This window comes from Pseudomonas sp. nanlin1, assembly GCF_045571515.1.
Classification (GTDB): Bacteria; Pseudomonadota; Gammaproteobacteria; order Pseudomonadales; family Pseudomonadaceae; genus Aquipseudomonas.
The window spans coordinates 2253005-2273908 of sequence record NZ_CP124218.1 but is presented as its reverse complement, the minus strand read 5'-3'; the positions used below and the strand labels follow the sequence as shown (position 1 = coordinate 2273908).

At 58.8% G+C, this 20904-nt stretch carries 14 protein-coding genes; 7 read left to right on the top strand and 7 right to left on the bottom strand.

Annotated elements, in window-relative coordinates:
* Positions 1-18: 18 nt before the first annotated feature.
* Genes car through QCL65_RS10680 form a run of 4 tightly spaced genes read right to left on the bottom strand, consistent with a single transcriptional unit; the run spans position 19 to position 7557 of the window.
* Positions 19-3453: a carboxylic acid reductase gene (car, locus tag QCL65_RS10695; RefSeq protein WP_407316195.1), complete on the bottom strand. Its 3435-nt coding sequence runs from the start codon at positions 3451-3453 to the stop codon at positions 19-21.
* Positions 3454-3502: 49 nt separating this feature from the next.
* A complete protein-coding gene (locus tag QCL65_RS10690) occupies positions 3503-4969 on the bottom strand; it encodes an MFS transporter (RefSeq protein WP_407316194.1) in 1467 nt (488 codons plus the stop codon).
* A 30-nt stretch (positions 4970-4999) separates the two neighbouring features.
* Positions 5000-6937 (bottom strand): anthranilate synthase family protein, encoded by a 1938-nt coding sequence (locus QCL65_RS10685; RefSeq protein WP_407316193.1) that lies wholly within the window; start codon positions 6935-6937, stop codon positions 5000-5002.
* Positions 6934-7557, bottom strand: coding sequence for an isochorismatase family protein (locus QCL65_RS10680; protein WP_407316192.1), 624 nt, complete (start codon positions 7555-7557; stop codon positions 6934-6936). The genes QCL65_RS10685 and QCL65_RS10680 overlap by 4 nt, the downstream gene beginning before the upstream one ends.
* Before the next feature lie 364 nt (positions 7558-7921).
* On the opposite strand from QCL65_RS10680, the gene QCL65_RS10675 reads away from it, so the two are divergent.
* The 3 genes from QCL65_RS10675 (at position 7922) to dacB (ending at position 10798) form a co-directional block, all read left to right on the top strand.
* A complete protein-coding gene (locus QCL65_RS10675; protein WP_407316191.1) occupies positions 7922-8563 on the top strand; it encodes a TetR family transcriptional regulator in 642 nt (213 codons plus the stop codon).
* Between the two features lie 99 nt (positions 8564-8662).
* The gene (locus tag QCL65_RS10670; protein ID WP_407316190.1) at positions 8663-9004 is read left to right on the top strand and encodes a YggL family protein; all 342 of its coding nucleotides are present in this window, start codon (positions 8663-8665) and stop codon (positions 9002-9004) included.
* A gap of 330 nt (positions 9005-9334) precedes the next feature.
* Positions 9335-10798 carry a D-alanyl-D-alanine carboxypeptidase/D-alanyl-D-alanine-endopeptidase gene (gene dacB / locus QCL65_RS10665; RefSeq protein ID WP_407316189.1) on the top strand — a complete coding sequence of 488 codons (1464 nt, stop codon included), beginning with the start codon at positions 9335-9337 and terminating at the stop codon, positions 10796-10798.
* A 3-nt stretch (positions 10799-10801) separates the two neighbouring features.
* Here dacB and QCL65_RS10660 read toward each other — a convergent pair whose 3' ends face one another.
* Together QCL65_RS10660 and rlmKL are read right to left on the bottom strand one after the other, a co-directional pair.
* Complete coding sequence (locus QCL65_RS10660; RefSeq protein ID WP_407316188.1) at positions 10802-13192, bottom strand: diguanylate cyclase; 2391 nt, start codon at positions 13190-13192, stop codon at positions 10802-10804.
* Between the two features lie 192 nt (positions 13193-13384).
* Positions 13385-15604: a bifunctional 23S rRNA (guanine(2069)-N(7))-methyltransferase RlmK/23S rRNA (guanine(2445)-N(2))-methyltransferase RlmL gene (rlmKL, locus tag QCL65_RS10655; protein WP_407316187.1), complete on the bottom strand. Its 2220-nt coding sequence runs from the start codon at positions 15602-15604 to the stop codon at positions 13385-13387.
* A 519-nt stretch (positions 15605-16123) separates the two neighbouring features.
* On the opposite strand from rlmKL, the gene rmf reads away from it, so the two are divergent.
* Positions 16124-16339, top strand: a complete 216-nt coding sequence (rmf, locus tag QCL65_RS10650; RefSeq protein WP_002553055.1) for a ribosome modulation factor — start codon at positions 16124-16126, stop codon at positions 16337-16339.
* A 97-nt stretch (positions 16340-16436) separates the two neighbouring features.
* Here rmf and QCL65_RS10645 read toward each other — a convergent pair whose 3' ends face one another.
* Positions 16437-17459: a quinone-dependent dihydroorotate dehydrogenase gene (locus QCL65_RS10645; protein ID WP_407316785.1), complete on the bottom strand. Its 1023-nt coding sequence runs from the start codon at positions 17457-17459 to the stop codon at positions 16437-16439.
* Positions 17460-17705: 246 nt separating this feature from the next.
* Here QCL65_RS10645 and QCL65_RS10640 point away from each other — a divergent pair, with 246 nt between their 5' ends.
* The 3 genes from QCL65_RS10640 to QCL65_RS10630 all read left to right on the top strand — a co-directional run bounded on the left by QCL65_RS10640 (position 17706) and on the right by QCL65_RS10630 (position 20903).
* Complete coding sequence (locus tag QCL65_RS10640; RefSeq protein WP_407316186.1) at positions 17706-18896, top strand: CmpA/NrtA family ABC transporter substrate-binding protein; 1191 nt, start codon at positions 17706-17708, stop codon at positions 18894-18896.
* Between the two features lie 14 nt (positions 18897-18910).
* Complete coding sequence (locus QCL65_RS10635; protein WP_407316185.1) at positions 18911-19486, top strand: ANTAR domain-containing response regulator; 576 nt, start codon at positions 18911-18913, stop codon at positions 19484-19486.
* A gap of 205 nt (positions 19487-19691) precedes the next feature.
* Positions 19692-20903: a nitrate/nitrite transporter gene (locus QCL65_RS10630; RefSeq protein WP_407316184.1), complete on the top strand. Its 1212-nt coding sequence runs from the start codon at positions 19692-19694 to the stop codon at positions 20901-20903.
* Position 20904 lies beyond the last annotated feature (1 nt).

Below are 20904 nucleotides of genomic sequence, written 5' to 3'. Positions count from 1 at the left end.
GCTCCAACTGAAGAACGCTTACGCCACTGCGGCCGGGTGCATGCTTTCGCCAAGGATAAAACCCAGGGCCTGGAGGTCTGAAACGTACCGATCAATAAGCGGCCGGTCGATCCTAGGCACCTCAACGGGAAGGCGGGAGCCTTCGCTCAGGGCCAACTGAAGCCTTGTGGACGACATGGCTGAACCGCGTTGTACCTTAGCCGGTTGCGCCAGGCTATGCAGCAGGGGCAGCATTGACTGAGCTTTCACAACCTCCGGTAAGTCCCGCAGGCTTTGTTCAAAACGCCGAAGCCACTCACCATAGTCATTGATTGTATTGATCTGTACCCCGCCTTTTCTCATCCATTCAATAAACGAGTCTAGCGAGACACCGTCATCATGGTGGTTCACCAAGTGGAGCGTACGGTAGTGTCCGGCAGTTTGCCCAAGGCTGGTTTTAATGATCGCCGCCGCCGTGAAATCTACTGGAAGGCCATCATAATGAGCGTGCTGCTCAGCGCCCTGTTCATCGGCTTGATAAAACGAGCGTGGGGCTAACCCGGTCGCCGCTACGCTGAGCAGCAGCCGAGTAAACATGTCCGGAACGTTGAGCTGTCCAGCTGCTTGGCTATGCGCCAAAATCATGCTGGAGCGGTAAACGGTAACGGGCAGCCCAAAACGCTCATGGGCTTCACGCAACAGCACTTCGCTCGCCCATTTGGTCAAACCGTATCCAGCGGCATAAGTGTCCTCTGCCGATACGGCTGCTGCCCACTTGCGAATATCCAGGTCTTCGTCCAACGGCTGGGCGGGATGCTCACCTAGCAATGTCGACACGGCGATACTCGACATAAAACTAATCGGTTTGTGCCGATGAGTAAGAGCGAGACCGATTAGCTCTGCGGTACCGTTAACGTTTGCGTCGAACAGGCGTTCATAGGGCAGGAGGTGGTTCACCAAGGCGCCGACATGGATGATGCTATCGACTTCCTCGCTTAGCCTCGCCCACGTGGTAACGTCTAACCCGAGGCGCTCTTCACCGATGTCGCCAGCAATCACTTCTACTATGTTCATACGCTCGGCAAAGCGCTCTGCGAGCACCCCGCCGCTGTCGCCAAACACCGCACGCAGACGCTTGAGGGCAAGTTCATTGTCTTTCGCTCGCACAATGCAGATTAGCTTCCCGCCCTCTTGCGCAACACGAGTCAGGAGATCGAGGGTTAGAAACCGGCCTAGAAATCCGGTGCCTCCGGTGAGCAAAATCGTCTTTGGCTGCTGACTGGAAGGGGCGACAGAGTCCTGCTGAACCAATAATTCAGGGGCAAGAAACTTTTCCAGGGAGAGGTCTGACGCGTGGAACAGGGTGACGTCCTTCCCATGCACGTCGTTAGCCGTGGGCCGAACTGAACCTGCTTGAGCCTTTTTCGTCACGTAGTCGGCGATATGTTGTAGGTCGTAGGCAGGGCTGATCACAACGTCGACCGGTACTGCAATGCTAAAGGCCTCTGACAACAAGGTCGATAACGTCACTGCTGAGAGCGAATCTCCACCAAGGTCACGAAATTGCATAGTCGGGTCAATCGTCTCGGCGCAAATCCCGAGGACGGTTCCCGCCGCCTGTAACACTACCTCGACGGCTGGACGCTGCTTGGCTAAACGGTAAACATCCTGAAGTTGTGCTGTTTCCTGATAGCTGATCTTCGCGTGGAGCTCATCAAGCTGTGCTGCATACAGCTGCCGCAGCCTAGGCCATAAAGGTTTGCCATGATCAGACAGCATTCCGTTCTGCTGCGTGAAGCGCTCAGAGGCAAGGATAATGTCTCGCGGAATTTCAAAGCTTCGCAGGTCTGCTCCTTTAGCCGTATCGCGAATAGCTTCGATCAGATGAGCCTTTATTAGTTTTTCATCTCCAGCCAGGCGAGCCGTGAGGCGCTCGTTCGGCACCACCACGGCTAAAGGGTACGACCACGTGCTATTGGCATGCACGAAAATGCTGTCTAGGTCGGGAATCCCGGAAAACAATGTTTCAAGCCTGGCCAGTGTGACGAACTCCCCTTGGGAGAGTTTTACAACATTTTTTCGCCGATCCACGAAGTGGAGCTTACCGCCCCCTTGTTCAGCCACGATGTCACCGGTGCGGTAATAGCCCGATGAATCGAATAGTTCCTCTAGCAGCTCAGGGCGCTTGTAATAACCTGGGACAATAGACGAAGTCTTAAGCAGGAGTTCACCACGCGGATGGGGACGGTCCGTGAGGTAGTAGCCCAACTCCGGCACGTCCACAAGCTTGTAGTCTTCGACCGGTGGGCGCAGCAGCTCATTATCGATCCAGATCGCACCGGCCTCGGTTGAGCCGTACACGTTGTGCAGCGGGATACCGAGTAGACGCTCAGTGAACCCTTTGAGCTCAGGCCCGATGGGTGCAGAACTGCAACTGGCCCAGGTCACACAGCCACCCGTATCTTCTGCGCGCATTGCGCCGAGGATTTCGATCGAGCGCGAATCACCGTCCACGGCGTGGTGTCGAGCCAGTTCACCTTGGTATTTCTGGTAAAGCATTTCGCATACCCGTGGCACCAAAGACAGCTCGGTGGGTTTAACTAGCGAAATATCCTCAATCAAAGTTGATAAGTTAGCCTGGGCGGTAAAGAAGCAGGTACCGCCGCGGGCTAACGTGCTTTTGAGCGAGGAGTGACCTGCCACGTGGCTCATCGGCATATAGTGGAAAGTGTGCGCTTGATCTTCAGAGAAGATCGTTGACCAAGTTCCCCCCCACATGCCCGCTGCCAGCTTTTGAGTGTACATCGCCCCCTTCGGTAAGCCCGTACTGCCAGAGGTGTAGATCAGCATTGCCAGTTGATCATCGCACCCCGGCCTAGTGTCCAGTTCCACTTCCGGCAGTCGCTTGCCTGCTTCAACACTGTCATGGAACGTTGAAACCTCAGCTGCATGCCCTAACCCTCGCAATTTTACCCGGGCGTTTTCAATGGCTGAGAGATGGGCAGCACTAGGCTCTGCGACGTCGAGGACCATAAGGCGTCGAATGGATGGGGTTGCGGCAAGGCATTCGATCGCCGTGTCGAGCTGCTCGACGCTGCTTGCCAGCAAGGTCGGGCGGGTCTCGTCTAGAATCGCGAGCAGATCAACCAGGGAAGCTCCGGTTTGCACCGGCACCGTCATTGCCCCAATCCTGATGCAAGCGATATCCAGTGCCGCGTAGTCGGCATTGGTGAACGACAGCATCGCGACGGTATCCGCTGCGCGCACCGGAGCTTGGCCGTGATGATAGAGCGACGAGGCAACATAGCCAGTTTGTTGCCAAAGTTGGGAGTAGGTCAGCGTGTGGTAACGAGGTTCTAATTCAACGGTCTTGCCGCCGGAGGCTCCGGTGACAAGACGGCGGACGCGCATACCGATAGCAGCGCGATCGGTGTATTTCTCAAATACAGCAGCGACGAGGGTGGCCAAACTCATGACAGAATCCTTTGTACTGATCGGCAGATATAAGGAAAAGGTGTACCGGTCACTCCGGCAGTTTTTTGGGGAGCCATAAGATAGCGAGCACTGCAACGACAAGCGTCAGGAGCCCCGCAATGCCTAATGCGACATGCATACCGGTCAGAAAAGCTTCCTTGGCCTGCTGGATCGCTTCCAAGGGGAGAGATGCCTGATCGAGCGTTTCATTCAGCGTGCTGCCTACGCCCGGGCCATACATCCGGAACCAATAGGCGGCCACAGAACCCAGCACCGTGATCCCCAATGCATTGCCAATCTCATTGCTGGTCTCAGCGATCGATGCAGCAGCCCCCGCACGCTCTGGCGGCACAGCCGATACCGCGATTTCAGCGACCAAACTAAAAGACAGGCCGTAGCCCACGCCGGCAATGATGGTCGAGGCCACAAAATAAACAGCACCGTGTGTTGTCGATGTCAGCAACAGCAAGACCATTCCAGCGGTAATCAGCAGATGGGTCGCAACGAGCGCCCATTTGCGCCCGACGCGTTCAACGATCTGGCCTGTCCAAATGCAAGTGGCGGTAAGTACCAAGGCTCCGGGAATAGTCAACAATGCAGTTCTAAAGACGTCGAAACCCAGTACCGATTGCATGTACACGCCGCTGAGGTAAGCGGCAGAGGACCATACGACGAGTGACAGCAGCCCTGTCAAAATGGCGATGGTGAAGATCCGATCTTTGAACAGCCGGACATCCAAAAGCGGATGCTTGAGATGACGCTGACGCTGAATAAACCAAAGCAGCCCGAGCATACCTGCCGCGCCAATAGACAGTTGTTCAGTCGACACTCCGTGCACGGCGCCTGTCTTCAGGGCATAGGTGAACAGCAGAATGCCAACGAATGAAAGCAGCAGGCTGAGTAAGTCAATTTTACCTTCGGTAGGCGCATGCACCTCCTTGAGCAACTGTGGCGCGAATAGCAGGAAGAGCACAACGACCGGCACATTGATCAGAAACACCGAACCCCATGTGTAGTGCTGCAGCAGTATTCCACCGATCAAAGGCCCTACTGCAAAGCCCGCCGCAAACGTAGCTGCGAAGACACCAATCGCTTGGGCTCGCTGTTTGGGATCAGGAAAGAGATTTGACACGATGGCCAATCCCGAAGGCAGAAGCGTTGCCCCGCCAAGGCCCATCAACGCACGAAATGCGATCAGGCTTATTGGAGACTCCGACAGGGCGGCGCCCACGGAGGCTAAGCCGAACACCGTAGCCCCGACCATGACTAACCGCAGCCGACCGAAGCGATCACCAATGTTGCCGAACGCGACCAGCAGAGACCCAACCACGAAACCGTAAATATCCAGGATCCACAGTGCTTGATCGGCAGTAGGCGTAAGCGCCGAGTTGATATGTGGCATGGCGAGATAAAGCACAGAGCCATCCATGGCTACCAGTGCTACCAGTCCAAGCACCATGAAGAGGCCGAGCCATGCCTGCCTACCTGCAGGCTGGGTGAAGGTTGCTTCTTGCATATCGTACATCCTGTTATTAGTTGCTAAGTGTTAAGAAATTAGCGCCTTGGCGGCCTCACCCAGAAGCCTGTCGCCCTGTAACGAGAGAATGGATTCGGGATGGAATTGAAACGATGTGAACCATGGGCCACGCACGGCATGGACTTCGCCGCTGGACCGATCACGGCTCAGGTAGGCTGTGATGCCTTGAGGCATCGTCACCGTGGAAGTTGAGCTGGCAGCCGAATACGCGTTGTAGAACCCGACCCGCGCGGCGTCGCCAAAAAGGTCGATCTGCCGCTGAGCACCCTGGTTAGGCCGCTGTTTTTGCGTAACTTGCAGCCCCAAATGTCGACACAAGATTTGGTGGCTTAGGCAGATGGCGAGGAACGGTTTGCGCTCCAAGAGCAGCCTCTGCACAGCGCTCTGAAGCCTGGCGACGCGTGGATCTGTTTCGTCATTGGGATCACCAGGGCCAGGCCCTAGGACAACCAGATCGTACCCATCAGGGTCAATAGCTGCTGCTGTGCTTGCGACGCAGACGTTTAAGCCAAACGACGACAACTGGTGACAAATCATGGCGGTGAAGGTGTCTTCAGCGTCCAGTACGAGAACTTTTCGCCCGTCCAGGATCGGATCGGGTCGATAACGCAGCGATGGCGAGGTCTGCCAGTAAACCGAGATATTATCGTTACGGCTTTGCAAGGCCCGGATCACCCGAGAATCCTGAGCGATCTGGCCAAGAACGGCCGCATGGCTAATGCCAGCAACGGTGGCGTCTGCTTGGCTGCCCAATGACCCCAGCGCGCTGAGCATGCCAGCCGCCTTCACCCGGGTTTCGGCGGCTTCGCAATGAGGAATTGAATCCCGTACCAGCGTAGCGCCCGTAGACAAGCGTAACGTGCCGTATTTGTTGATATCTGCAGTTCGGATCAGGATCGACGAGTCCAGGCTTTCATTACCCGCATCATCGCGGCCAAACAGAGCGATCACGCCGCTGTAGTAGCCTCGCCCCTCGGGCTCATACTTCTTGATCACCCTGCACGCATTCTCCAAGGGGCTGCCCGTGATCGTTGGGGCGAACAAGGTTTCTCTGATGATTCTCCATGGCGGTAACGTGGTCGACCCACTGATCAGGTATTCGGTGTGGGCGAGTTTTGCCATGGGTTTAAGATACGGGCCATTCAAGGTCGCGCCTTCACCGCAGACCCGGCCCATCATCTTCAACTCTTCATCGACCACCATAAAGAGCTCTTCGCGCTCTTTACTATCGGCCAGAAACTCCAGCACGCCTTCGACAGTCGGCCCAGTCGATGGGTAGCGGTAGGTACCGCTGATAGGGTTCATGGTGGCGACACCGGCCTGCAGGCTGACATGCCGTTCGGGGGTGGCACCGATGAACACTCGATCGCCGGTATCAACGAGGAAGACCCAGTAAGTCCCAGCACTTTGCAATAAAAGCCGACGATAGAGCGCAAGCACTTTTGCGCGAGAGTAGTTTCTTATAGAGGCGACGTAAGAGCGTTTAAGAACGAAGTTTGCCCCGGCGCCGGTACCGATCTCATCTTGGATTATTTGCAACGCGGTTCGCGCGTAATCATCGTCTTCGAGGTCGTAATGGCCGTCGACGAGTTCAATTTCAGCATCGGCGATCGCCTCGATCAAAGCGCTCTTACTGAGCTGACTGGCCGCGCCAATGGACATAACCGACAGAGGTTCGCCATCATCGACACATTCAAACCCCCGTTCGGTGATCTGCCGGTAGGGGATGATAGCGAGCATCTCGCTGCCACCTTTACCGTTGGAATAGGCTTGACGCAGGTCAGGAATATTTTCCAGCCGCTCAACAACGCTTATTGTCCCGGTCAATAACTCCACCTGCGCGGAGTGAGTCTCAGGTCGGTACAGCAAGGCATAAGCACCTGAGTGGCCGTTCAGAACGGAGGCAAGTAGTTCGTCTTGGCAAAAATAATCGCTCTCTGCCTTCATACCAGTGTCCCAGCGGTGGTGCACAGCACGGCACATCGTTGAGATGCATATTTCAAAGCAAGCTGGTGATCTTGCTCAGAGAAATCAGCCACCGCATCTGCCACTAGAAACGTCTGAATGTCGTTGGTAAATGATTCAATCGCTGTGGACAGCACGCCTATGTGGGCATAGACACCACAGATCACTAACTGGTCTCGCCCAGCAGCGCGCATTCGGTCCAGAAGCCCAGATTGAAAAAATGCGCTATAGCGCCACTTGGGGGACATCCAGTCGGCGTCAGACGCCTCCAACTCATCGACTACTTTTCGATCTTCGGGATCAACTTTCATACCGGGCCCCCAGAAGTCGTTGAGTAGCCCCCTTTGTTCGGTCGTCATTCCCCCCGGTTGGGCAGAAAACGCTATGGGTACTCCACTACGACGGCTTCGTTGGCACAGCAGTGCGACGTTGGAGATCAATTCATCTCGTAGTGGAGCGGCGAAAGGTTTGAGGAAGTAGCGCTGCATGTCATGGACAAGTAGCAAAGCGCGGTTGGGGTCTATTGCCCAGTTAGCCCGGTTAACCGGGAGCTCAGCGGAGCTGGGCATAGGATAAGCGGGGATGAAAGGTATGCCTGCCATGAATCTCTCCTTGATCAGCAACAGACGGTGCCCGGTAACGCCGGGACTGAGGTACAGCTGAAAGCTGCAAAAAAATAATGTCACTCGCAGACATATTATGTCAACAGTCAGAATACACCCAGTGACATAGTTACCTAAATGACATTTAAAGTTATTGGCCAGCCCCGTCGTCTTGGGCTCAATGACCACGGCCCACCAGGGGAGTGATCGGACTTTGGCTGAGTAAAAAAAGGTTCACCGCATGACAAATGTGTCTCGGTGTAAGAAGGCTCTATGCGACTGAATCCAAGTGCCGTAGCATCAGTGCTGCTGGTACGCCGGGTTGCGTTGGCAAGACACGCCCGCACAAAACGTGAGAGGCAGAGTGAAAAATACTGAAGAACTGGGACGTCGCGAGCGGAAAAAACTAATGCTGCGCGAGGCTTTGATTGAGGCCGCCTACAACCTTTTTGAGCAAAAAGGTTTCGATGACACTCGGGTGGAAGACATCACTGATACAGTGGATGTCTCCTCCCGAACCTTCTTCCGCTATTTTTCCTCTAAGGAAGATATTGTTCTTGATTATCAAGAAGTTGAGCACCATGAGGTGATCACGGCCCTCATCGCGAGGCCTCAAGGCGAGCGCATACTGACCACGCTTAGGCGGGCTGTCGTGGAGGTCGTACATGGTTGTGAGATGGGCTCTTATGGCCTGGACTCCAATCGATTTCAGGTGCTGAAACATCTGATTCGCGGCCACCCTCTGGTATGCGCCAGAAACCTGGAGCGCACGCAGGATCGTAAACGAGCGTTAATCGAAGTACTCGCGGCCAAGATGCAGGTGGATGCCAAATTGGACAATCGGCCAAGCCTGGTGGCCAACACGTTGGAATATGCGTACACGGTGGCGTATGACATCTGGAAGGAAATCCCTGACGCAAGCTGTATGTATTCATCCGTTCTTGACGAAGTATTCGAGGCCATAGAATCCGGCCTGAATTACCCTTGTCCTAAACCCAGCGAGTGATCATCGACGCCTGTTCAAGCAGTCGCGTGCCAAGGAAGGCAGCAGCAGCGTTGGATAGCTGGTAGAATCTTCGGCGAAATTACTTATGAGGATTGTTCAATGGCTACTAACCGCTCTCGTCGCCTCCGCAAAAAACTTTGCGTTGACGAATTTCAAGAATTGGGCTTTGAGCTCAATCTGGGATTCAAAGAGGACCTCGACGATGCAGCAATCGACGCATTCCTCGATGCATTCCTGGAAGAAGCCATGGACGCCAACGGCCTTGACTATGTGGGCGGTGACGATTTCGGCTTGGTTTGCCTAGCTGACCGTGGTTCGGTGACCGAAGAGCAGCGAGCAACTGTTGAAAGCTGGCTCAAGGGTCGTAGCGAGCTGACCAAGGTAGAAGTCAGCCCACTGATAGACGCCTGGTATCCAGAGACGCCGATCGCTGCTAAGTGATCGTGCTTAGGCGCAGTATCTGACTGCTAGCCTGTGAAGAGACCACCTTTCGAGGTGGTTTTTTTTGCCTACCTGCACGGGATTTCACATTTTCATTCTATTCGCGCTTAGGCCTTTTGCCAGCCCACGGGCTATTGCGCGATCATTCGCCCCTGTGGCTGTCACTGAATGAAAAAATTCACCGATAAGCGTGTTGCTCCGCTCAACGCCCCGCCACCTTGGGGCATAATGCCCACTTTCGCCGCCAAACATGGCGCGCGCGTACACAGGGGGGCTTCATCTCTTTGCGCTCCCGGTTTTTCACCCCTCTTCTGTAGGGCTCCATCGTCAATGATCAAATCTCTGCGTCCTTACCTGCTCGCCGGCCTGCTGTTGCCAATGGCCTTACCCACCCCCGCCGCTGTGGTCAACTCTTCGCTACCCCCTAAAGTCGCCCAGGCCCTCAAGGCCAGTAAGCTGCAAGACGACGCCTTATCGCTGGTCATGCTGCCGCTCAATGGCCCCGGCAACGCAACCGTGTTCAACGCTGACGTCTCGGTCAACCCGGCCTCGACCATGAAATTGATCACAACCTACGCGGCCCTGGAAATGCTCGGCCCAACGTACCAGTGGAAAACCGAATTCTTTACCGACGGCACATTGAGCGACGGGATCCTGCACGGCAATCTCTACCTCAAAGGTGGCGGCGACCCCAAGCTGAACATGGAAAAGCTCTGGTTGCTGATGCGCGACCTGCGCGCCAACGGCGTGCGCCAGGTCACCGGCGATCTGGTGCTCGACCGCAGCTATTTCGTGCAACCCCAACTGCCGGAGTTCAATGACGACAGCGGCGACGAGAACGCGCCGTTCCTGGTCAAGCCAGACGCCTTGCTGATCAACCTAAAAGCGCTGCGCATGGTCACCCGTAACGATTCCGGCAAAGTACTGGTGTCCATTGAGCCACCCATCGCCAATATCCGCGTCGATAACCAAGTCAAACCCCTGCCGGGCAAAAAGTGCACCGGCGACGTGCGCTACAACCCCGTCACCCAGGCCGATGGCGTGACGGTGGTGGTCAGCGGGCAACTGGCCGATGGCTGCAGTTCGCAGAGCTACCTGTCCTTGCTCGACCACCCCACCTACGCAGCGGGCGCCGTGCGCGCTATCTGGAACGAACTGGGGGGCAGCGTGCAGGGCCGCGACCGCCTGGGCGATGTGCCCAAGGATGCGCGTCTGCTGGCCCGCGCCTTCTCGCCGGACCTTGTTGAAATCATTCGGGACATCAACAAATACAGCAACAACACCATGGCCCGCCAACTGTTCCTCAGCCTGGGCGCGCAGTTCCGCACCGATGCCGATGGCGACGACTCCAAAGCTGCGCAGCGAGTGATGCGCCAGTGGATGGCGAAAAAGGGCATCACCGCGTCGCACTTGGTCATCGAAAACGGCTCTGGCCTGTCCCGTGACGAACGGGTCAGCGCGCGGGAAATGGCGATCCTCTTGCAAGCGGCCTGGAAAAGCCCTTACGCGGCTGAGTTCATGAGTTCCATGCCGCTGGCTGGGATGGACGGCACCATGCGCAAGCGCCTCAAGCGCACGGCCATGGCTGGGGAAGCCCATATCAAGACCGGCACCCTGAACACTGTGCGTGCCATTTCTGGTTTCAGCCGCGATATCAATGGCAATACCTGGGCCGTGGTAGCGATCCTCAACGACCCAAAACCGTGGGGTGCGTCATCGGTGCTCGACCAGGTACTGCTGGAACTGTACCGCCAGCCGAAAACCGCCGATACGGCCATTTCCCTGCAGAACTGACCGTTACAGCAGCTCGGGCTGGACGCGATCGCGGCCAGCCTGCTTAGCCGCATAGACCCCAGAGTCGGCCCGCAACAACAAGGCATCGGCGCCCTCGCCACGGCGCCAGGCGGCCACGCCGAAGCTGGCGGTGACCACCCCGACCCCCTTCACGCTAACGCTGCGCAGGGCTTGCCACAGCTCGGTGGCGAGAATATAAGCCTGCTCGCCGTTTACACCTGGGCAGAGCAGAATGAACTCTTCGCCGCCCAATCGGCAAAATACGTCGGTGCGGCGCAGGCGCTGGTTGACCTGCTGGCAGATGGCTTGCAGGACCCTGTCACCCACGGCGTGACCGAATTGGTCATTGATACGCTTGAAGTGGTCGATATCCAGCATAATCACCGCCACGTCTTGCTTGTCACGCTGGGCGCGCTCCAGCTCCGACTTCAAGCGCTCCTGGAAGTAGCGACGATTGTAGATACCGGTCAGAGAATCGGTTACCGACAGCGCGCGCAGTTCTTGCTCGACCCGTTTCAAGTCGGTGATATCGGAAAAGAACCCGTGCCAGAGCATGCCACCCTCCGGTGCCAGCTCCGGTACCGCCTCACCGCGAATCCAGCGCAGGCCTTTATTGGGTAACTGCACGCGGAATTCTTCACGCCAGGGCGTCAACCCTGCACGCGACTCATCGACCGAGGCGAGGATGCGCTGTAAGTCTTCGCCGTGGATGCGTTGGTATGCAGGTGCGGCGTCCTGCCCCAACAATGCCGGCTCGACCTCGAAAATTGCCTGGATGCCAGCACTGCAATAGCTGAAACGCGGCAGCTCGCCAGGCGCCTCACGGTATTGATAGATCGCCCCGGGCACCCGCGCGCTGAGCTTTTCCAGCAAGCGGTCGCGCTCGGCCAACGCCTCATGCACGCGGTGGCGCTCGGTAATATCGATACACACGGCCAGATGGCCGGCCCATTGGCCTTTGTCATCATGCAACGGGGTGGCCAACATGTTGACAAGTACGTGGCTGCCGTCGCGGCGCACCAGAGTCCACTCCCCCTCCTGCTGGTCGCCTTCGTGGATAGCGCCCATCAACATGGCTTGGGCCGACGCAATGGGGCGCCCGTGCTGGGCGCTCAGTTGCGCGGCGCGGGCGATCAGCTCTTCGGGCAGGTGCAAGGTGGTCAGCGTCAGCTTGCCCAGCACTTGGGCTGCCGGATACCCCAACATGCGCTCGGCGCCTGCGTTGAACGTAGTGATAACGCCCTTGAGGTCAGTGGCAATGATCGCAACCTGGGTGGCCGCATCGAGCACGCTGCGCAATTGCCCGTGGGTACCGCGCAAAGCTTGCTCGCTGGTGCGTAGTTGTGCAGTGCGCTGTTCGACCAGCTTCAACGCGCGCTGGCGCTGGTTCACCTGCACGTAGAGCAAAGCACTGAGCAGCACGCTCAGTAGCCCACCCAGCAAGATCACCACCCCCATCGCGGCCGAACGGTTGGCTTGCATAAACACGTGGCTGGGCTGGATCTCCACGCGGTAGCTGCGGTCGGCGATGCTCAGCTCCCGCGCCGCGCCCAAGGACGATTCGCTGTCGTCGTCGCTAGACTGGAACAGCACCTGTTCGGTGCCACCGGTGACGTCGAAAATACGCACGTTCAGGTTATCGTCGGCATGCACCGGCAAACCTTCGGCCATCAATTGCTGCAGGCTAATGGCCGCGGCAACGAAACCGGCCACCCCCGCCATGGGCTCACCACGGCTGGGCACGGGCGCGACCATCAGCACGCCGTGTTCGCGGCCTGGCTCGGCCGAGAGCAGCCGCAGCGGCGCCGAGATAGCGATGGAGCCGCGCAGGCTAGCGCTGCGCAGGGTGGCCTGGCGAGCAGGTTCAGAGAGCAGATCGAAACCGATCAATGAACCGATAGGCGCCGAGGACTGGAAATACAGCACAGGCATGTACTCACTGCGGCGGCCCGCCGGGGCCAGTTGGCCGTCGCTACGCAGCTCGCGCAAGGTAAAATCGCCGCCAGTGCGCCCACGTTGATGGCGCTCGAAAATCTCGCGGTCGTTATCTTTGACCAGGGGCGCCCAGACATAAGCCTGAGTCCTCAGCAGCAGGGGCCGGGCATAGCCTTCGAACTCGGCGCGCCCCACATCGTTGGCGAAGAAAAAGAACCGTCGCAGGCTGTCCAGGCGTTGCACTTGGTCGAGAAAACGTTCTTCGATGCGGCTGAAACGCTCGGTGGCCAACAGCTCAAAGCGCTGTTCCACCTGCCCGTCGTACAAGTGCTGAGTACCGAAACCCAGGATCACGGTCAGGGTGATACCCGCAGCGAAGGCCGCGCACGCTACACCCCAGGCAGACGAACCTTCATTGATAAAGCCAAGGATCTTCGGCTTAACGGCATGCAACGACATAAGCGCAAAACTCAACAACGCCGGCGTGCTTCTTCACTTTGGCTTGATGCTCTGTTATAGCCATATGCCACTAATTTGACTAGGGAGCGCACGACGAAAGGTCAGATAGCATAGGTAGCTGCCCCGAATACCCGGTCGGGCCCTCTTAACGAGGGCCTGGGGCGGCTCCCACCCTGCCTGATGAAACGAGTTTCAGCGAGCCTGGATCTTCCAGGCCCGATGGATTTTACCGTTGCGGGCGAAATCCGGATCGAGGGTTTGTGCGGTAATGTCCTCGACCGAGTAGCGGCTGCTCAAATGCTCATCGAGCTGAAACTTGCGGAAGTTATTCGAGAAATACAACACGCCCCCAGGCGCCAAGCGGGCGACGGCCAGGTCGAGCAACTGCACGTGGTCACGCTGAACATCGAACACCCCCTCCATGCGTTTGGAGTTGGAGAAGGTCGGCGGGTCGATGAAGATCAGCTCGTATTCGTCGCGGCTCGCTTGCAGCCAAGCCATCACATCACCCTGCTCCAAGCGATTCTTATCGGAGAAGCCGTTGAGCGACAAATTACGCCGGGCCCAGTCCAGATAGGTCTTGGACAGATCGACACTGGTGGTACTGCGCGCGCCGCCCTTGGCCGCATGCACGCTGGCCGTCGCGGTGTAGCAGAACAGGTTGAGAAAGCGCTTACCCGCCGCCTCCCGTTGAATGCGCAGACGCATCGGGCGGTGGTCAAGAAACAGCCCGGTATCCAGGTAATCGGTCAGGTTGACCAGCAACTTCACCCCGCCTTCGTTCACCTCGGTGAACTGGCCCTGGGCGCTCTGGCGTTCGTACTGGCGGGTGCCGCTTTGTCGCTCGCGACGCTTGATGATGACTCGGCTTTTATCGATGCCCAGCGCTTGGGGAATGGCTGCCAGGGCATCGAACAGGCGTGCCGAGGCCTTTTCTGGGTCGATGGAGCGCGGCGCGGCGTATTCCTGCACGTGCACCCAGTCATGGTAGAGGTCGATAGCCAGCGCGTACTCCGGCATATCGGCATCGTAGACCCGGTAGCAGTCGATGCCTTCACGGCGAACCCACTTGCTGAACTGCTTGAGGTTTTTTTGCAGGCGATTGGCGAACATCTGCCCGCCTTCACTCAGGCGGGCTTGCTCCAACGGGGCGCTTGCCGGCGCAGGTGCATTGGCGCTTTCCGGCGGTTGCTCACGCTCGGCCTGACGCTGCTCGGAAGTCTTACGCTCACCGGTGACAAACTGGTCAGGCAGCACTTTGATCAGCAACAGCTTGCACGGCAAGGCACCGTTCCAGAACGCATATTGTTTATGGCTGCGGATGCCCATGCGCTTACCCAGGTCCGGGGCGCCCGTAAACACCGCTGCTTCCCAATTCAGGCAGGCCTGACGCAGGCGTTCGCCCAGGTTCTGATAGAGATAGAGCAGGCTTGCCTCGTCACCCAAGCGCTCGCCATAGGGAGGGTTGCAGATGACCAGGCCTTTTTGGTTCTGGTCCGGGCGCGGCTCGAACGTCGCCACTTCACCTTGATAGATTTTGATCCAGTCGCTCAGGCCGGCGCGCTCGATATTATTGCGCCCGGGCTGGATTAGCCGAGGGTCGGCCTCGTAGCCGCGAATCCACAGCGGCGGGCGCGCCAGGCCAGCGCGAGCGCGCTCGCTAGCTTCGCCGTGGAGTTTGTTCCACAGGGCCGGCACATGGCCCAACCAGGCACTGAAGCCCCAGCGCTCACGCTTGAGGTTAGGCGCCAGATCGGCGGCGATCATCGCCGCCTCCACCAGGAATGTCCCGACCCCACACATAGGGTCAGCCAGCGCCCCGCCGGCCGCGGCAATGCGCGGCCAACCGGAGCGGATGAGGATCGCGGCCGCAAGGTTTTCTTTCAGCGGCGCGGCGCCCTGCTGCAGGCGATAACCGCGTTGGTGCAGGCTGTGGCCCGACAAATCGAGGGAGAGAATGGCTTCGCCACGGTCCAGGCGCAAATGAATGCGCAGGTCCGGGTTGAGCTTGTCGACGCTGGGCCGCTCGCCACTGGGGGTGCGCAATTTGTCGACGATGGCATCCTTGACCTTGAGGGCGCCGAAGTGAGTGTTATCGATACCCGAACCGTGCCCGCTGAATTCCACGGCCAATGACCCGTCAGGGAGCAGATGATCTTGCCAGTCGACGCTGTTGACCCCTTCGTAGAGGTCTTCGGCGTCTTTCATGGGGAAGCGTTTGAGTACCAGCAATACCCGGTTACCCAGACGCGACCAGAGGCATAAGCGATAGGCCGTTTCCATGTCGGCCGTGCCGCGCACCGCTGAGGTGTGCTCGCGGACCTCTTCGAGGCCAAGCCCAGCGGCCTCCTCGGCGAGTAGACCTTCGAGGCCCTTGGGGCAGGTGAGGAAGAGTTCGTAGCGATCCGACATGATACATCCAAGGCCAATGGCCATAGTGAACGGCAAACGCATTGCTCGTTCAGGGTTAAACCAGGCGCTTTTCTCGAAGAGCGCCCGAGTGACACCACCGTGGTGTCGGTCCGCCGCAATGGGGGGTAAACCCATTCATCGGCAGTCGAAAGGACGATGACGAAGTGCCATAAAACTCGACCCTTCGTCGATTTAGCGATTCAGCACAGTGCCACCATCGCTTGCAAATACAGGGGGTATCTTACCCTGCAAGGCACGGTACAGGGGCTTTGACGCGAATAATAAGCAGAATCAAAATTTTACTTATCACTTAGACGGCAAAATAGTTACGTCCTTATGACAAAACGATCATTCCCACAGCCGGATCGATTGTTTAGAAATCTACCTGGGCCTGCAACGCAATGGGCGGGCCCTTCAGCTCGCGACGCCGGCAGCGAGCGCAAAACCGGCAGAACGACTCTGCCCGGCCTCAGACGAGGTCGACGGGACATTACAGTCAACAGACGAGGGCAATACCCTATGAGAAGACTCAAGCGTGATCCGTTGGAAAGAGCTTTTTTACGCGGCTACCAATATGGTGTACATGGTAAATCCCGTGAGCTTTGCCCTTTTACTCTACCGTCGGTTCGCCAGGCCTGGATTAACGGCTGGCGTGAGGGACGCGGCGACAACTGGGACGGTATGACCGGCACCGCGGGAATCCATAGGCTCAACGAACTTCACGCCGTCGGCTGAATTAAACACCCCATAGACCCACCATGCGCGCCCCACCCGGGCGGCGGGCGAAAGCCCAAGGGCCTCTTCAAGAGGCCCTTTTCGTACCTATCGCAGTTCAGCGGCCCATGGCGGCGATTGCGTCGACCGATTCGCGAATCAATGCCGGCCCTTTATAGATAAACCCGGAATACAACTGCACCAGGCTCGCCCCCGCCGCGATTTTCTCAGCGGCGTGGCGCCCTTCGGTGATCCCGCCCGCAGCAATGATCGGCAGCCGCCCGGCCAACTCAGCGGCCAAGACTTTGACGATATGGGTGCTTTGCTCGCGCACCGGGGCGCCCGACAACCCGCCGGCCTCGGTGGCATGGGCCAGGCCCTCGACCCCGACACGAGACAAAGTGGTGTTGGTGGCAATCACCGCGTCCATGCCGGAATCCAACAGCGCGGTGGCCACCAGCGCGGTTTCCGCATCGGTCATGTCAGGGGCGATCTTGATCGCCAAGGGCACCCGCCGCCCATGGCTCACGGCCAACGCCTCACGGCGCACGGCCAGGGCGTCGAGCAATTGCTTGAGCGATTCGCCGAATTGCAGGCTGCGCAAACCCGGGGTGTTTGGCGAACTGACGTTCACGGTTATGTAACTGGCCTGGGCATAGACCTTTTCCAGGCAGATCAGGTAGTCGTTCACCGCCTGCTCCACCGGCGTGTCGAAGTTCTTGCCGATATTGATCCCCAGAATACCCCGGTAACGGGCGCCAGCCACCCGTTCCAGCAGGTGGTCTACCCCCAGGTTGTTAAAGCCCATGCGGTTGATGATGCCCTCGGCCTGCGGCAGGCGAAACAGCCGGGGCTTGGGGTTGCCCGGTTGCGGGCGCGGGGTGACCGTGCCGATTTCGACGAAACCAAAACCCAGCTGGGCGAAGCCGTCGATGGCCGCCCCGTTTTTGTCCAGACCTGCCGCCAGGCCCACGGGGTTGCTGAAGGGCAGGCCCATGACCGTGACCGGCAACTGCGCGGGGGACTTGGTCAAACGCCCGTTGAGGCCAAGGCGCCCTCCCGCTCCGATCAGGTCCAGGGACAAGTCGTGGGAAGTTTCCGGGGAGAGTTTGAACAGTAGCTGGCGGGCCAGGTTGTACATGGGCAGGCTTAGCTCGGTTGGCGGCTGAAGGCTGGGGATTATACCGGCGACTGCCTGGCCGAACCACCACGCCGAGAGGTTGCGCACTGGCATATGCCTTGCTTGGGCTTGACCATCAGTGCCCCGATCAACGAAGGTCCGGGCCATCGACAACGGCGTCGTCACCCGCCGTGCGTTTCATTTGCCCAGTGGGCGAGGCGCACGGGGGGTCACGACGCTTTTTTTTGCCCCAGGGAGCACACCATCATGAGTGAGATAACGGCCAACCCGCTGGCTTGGGTCGGGGGCAGCGATGCGCCCGAAAAACATAGCCTGGATATCGGTTTCATGGCCCTCACCGACTGCGCGTCGCTGGTGGTCGCCGCGACCCAAGGCTTTGCCCAACCTTATGGCCTGACCCTCAACCTCAAGCGCCAAAGCTCCTGGGCGGGCCTGCGGGACAAACTGGTCAGCGGCGAACTGGACGCCGCCCACGGCCTCTATGGCCTGATCTACGCCGTGCACCTGGGCATAGGTGGTGTCGCCGCCACCGACATGGCGGTGCTCATGGGCCTGAATCAGAACGGCCAGAGCATTAACCTATCGCCCACCCTGCAAGCCGTTGGCGTGACCGATTCCGAGGCACTGCGCCGCCATGTGCACCAAAGCGACTCGCGGCTGACCTTCGCCCAGACCTTCCCCACCGGCACCCACGCCATGTGGCTGTATTATTGGCTGGCCAGCCAAGGCATCCACCCCTTGCAAGCGGTGGACAGCGTGGTGGTCCCGCCGCCGCAAATGGTTGAACACCTGCAAGCCGAGCGTATCGATGGCTTTTGCGTCGGTGAGCCCTGGGCCGCCAGCGCCGTTAACCAAGGCCTGGGTTTTACCCTGGCCACCAGCCAGTCGATCTGGCCAGACCACCCGGAGAAGGTCCTGGCCTGCACCCAGGCCTTCGTCGATGCCTACCCGAACACGGCCCGCGCCTTGGTCATGGCCGTGCTGGAGGCCAGCCGCTTTATCGAACAAAGCCAGGAAAACCAGCGCAGCACGGCACAGTTACTCAGTGGCAGCGAGTACCTGAATGCACCCCTGGCCTGTATTGAGCCGCGCTTGCTGGGGGCGTACCAGGATGGCCTCGGCAACCAGTGGCAAGACCCACACCCGCTGCGCTTTCATGGCGATGGCGCAGTCAACGTGCCGTATGTGTCCGACGGCATGTGGTTCATGACCCAATTTCGCCGTTGGGGCCTGTTGCGCGAAGACCCCAACTACCTCGCGGTGGCGCGCCAAGTGCAGCAACTGGACCTGTATCGGCAAGCCGCGCAAGGCCTCGGGCTCGCCCCTGACAGCGGCGAGCTGCGCAGCAGCCGCCTGATCGACGGTAATGTCTGGGACGGCGCCGACCCCCACGGCTATGCCCGCAGCTTCGCCTTGCATGCCCTGGCCGATCAGTGAGCGGAGACTGACCTATGCTACGTATCCTATTGATCAACGACACCGCGAAAAAAGTTGGCCGGCTCAAGGCGGCTTTGGTCGAGGCCGGCTTCGATGTCATTGATGAATCAGGCTTGACCATCGACCTGCCCGCGCGCGTCGAAGCGGTGCGCCCGGATGTGATTTTGATCGATACCGAGTCACCCGGGCGCGACGTCATGGAGCAGGTGGTGCTGGTGAGCCGCGACCAGCCACGCCCGATCGTTATGTTCACCGACGAACATGACCCGGGGGTGATGCGCCAGGCCATCAAGTCGGGGGTGAGCGCCTATATCGTCGAAGGCATCCATGCTCAGCGCCTGCAACCGATCCTCGATGTGGCCATGGCCCGCTTCGAAAGCGACCAGGCCCTGCGCGCCCAGCTGCACGCGCGGGACCAGCAGTTGGCCGAGCGCAAGCGCATCGAGCAAGCCAAAGGTCTGCTGATGAAAATGAAGAATTGCAAGGAAGACGAGGCCTATACCTTGATGCGGCGCCAGGCCATGAGCCGCCAGCAGAAGCTCATTCAAGTGGCTGAACAGATCATCGCCATGCACGAATTGCTCGGTTGAATCATTTGCGCCGCAAGCTGGCCCGGCTCTTGCTTTAAACCGTTTCATCAAAGGTTTGGCAGCCAAAGGCGGTTGCTCACCTCGAACGACAAAGGCGTCGCTCATCTCTTCCACAAGCGTGGAGCAGGTGGCGACGTCTTTTTTGTTTCTGCCCAGTGCTGGGGATTGTCGACCTTCCATTCAACTCGCCGTCGAGGTGTCAAATATGAATACCAGCTTCTGGAAATCCGGCCATACGCCCACGCTGTTTGCAGCGTTTCTCTATTTCGACCTGAGCTTTATGGTGTGGTACCTGCTCGGCCCGCTGGCCGTACAAATCGCCGCCGACCTGCAACTGACCACTCAGCAACGCGGGCTGATTGTGGCGACGCCGATCCTGGCCGGGGCGATTCTGCGCTTTTTGATGGGCCTGCTGGCCGACCGCCTCTCGCCGAAAACCGCTGGCCTGATCGGCCAGGTCGTGGTCATCGTGAGCTTGGCATGCGCATGGTATTTCGGTATTCACAGCTATGAACAAGCCCTGCTGTTGGGCGTTGGCTTAGGCGTAGCGGGCGCCTCGTTCGCCGTCGCCCTGCCCCTGGCTTCGCAGTGGTACCCACCGCAACACCAGGGCAAAGCCATGGGTATCGCTGGGGCTGGTAACTCGGGCACGGTGTTCGCCGCCCTGTTTGCGCCGCTGTTGGCCGCCGCGTTTGGCTGGAACAACGTGTTTGGCTTCGCCCTGATTCCTCTGGTGCTGGTGTTGGTCGCGTTCGCCTTGATGGCGCGCAATGCCCCAGAGCGGCCCAAGCCCAAATCCATGGCTGATTACCTCAAAGCCCTGGGCGACCGTGATACCTGGTGGTTCATGTTTTTCTACAGCGTCACCTTTGGCGGCTTTATCGGCCTGGCCAGTGCCCTACCCGGCTACTTTAACGACCAATATGGCCTAAGCCCGGTCACGGCCGGCTACTACACCGCTGCCTGCGTATTTGGTGGCAGCTTGATGCGTCCCTTGGGCGGCGCCTTCGCTGACCGTTTCGGCGGCATTCGTACCCTGCTCTGGATGTACACCCTGGCGGCGGTATGCATCGCTGCGGTCGGTTTCAACCTGCCCAACTCCTACGCGGCCCTGGCCTTGTTCGTCAGCGCGATGTTTGGTCTGGGCGCCGGCAACGGTGCGGTATTCCAACTGGTACCGCAGCGCTTCCGCCAAGAGATCGGCGTAATGACCGGGCTGATCGGCATGGCCGGTGGCATTGGCGGTTTCCTCCTGGCGGCGGGCTTAGGCACCATCAAGCAGCAAACTGGCGACTACCAGATGGCCCTGTGGGCATTCGCGGCCCTGGCCGTGGTCGCCTGGTTTGGCCTGCACGGTGTCAAGCGCCGCTGGCGCACCACCTGGGGTTCGGCGGCAGCGACCGTGGCCCGCGTCTGAG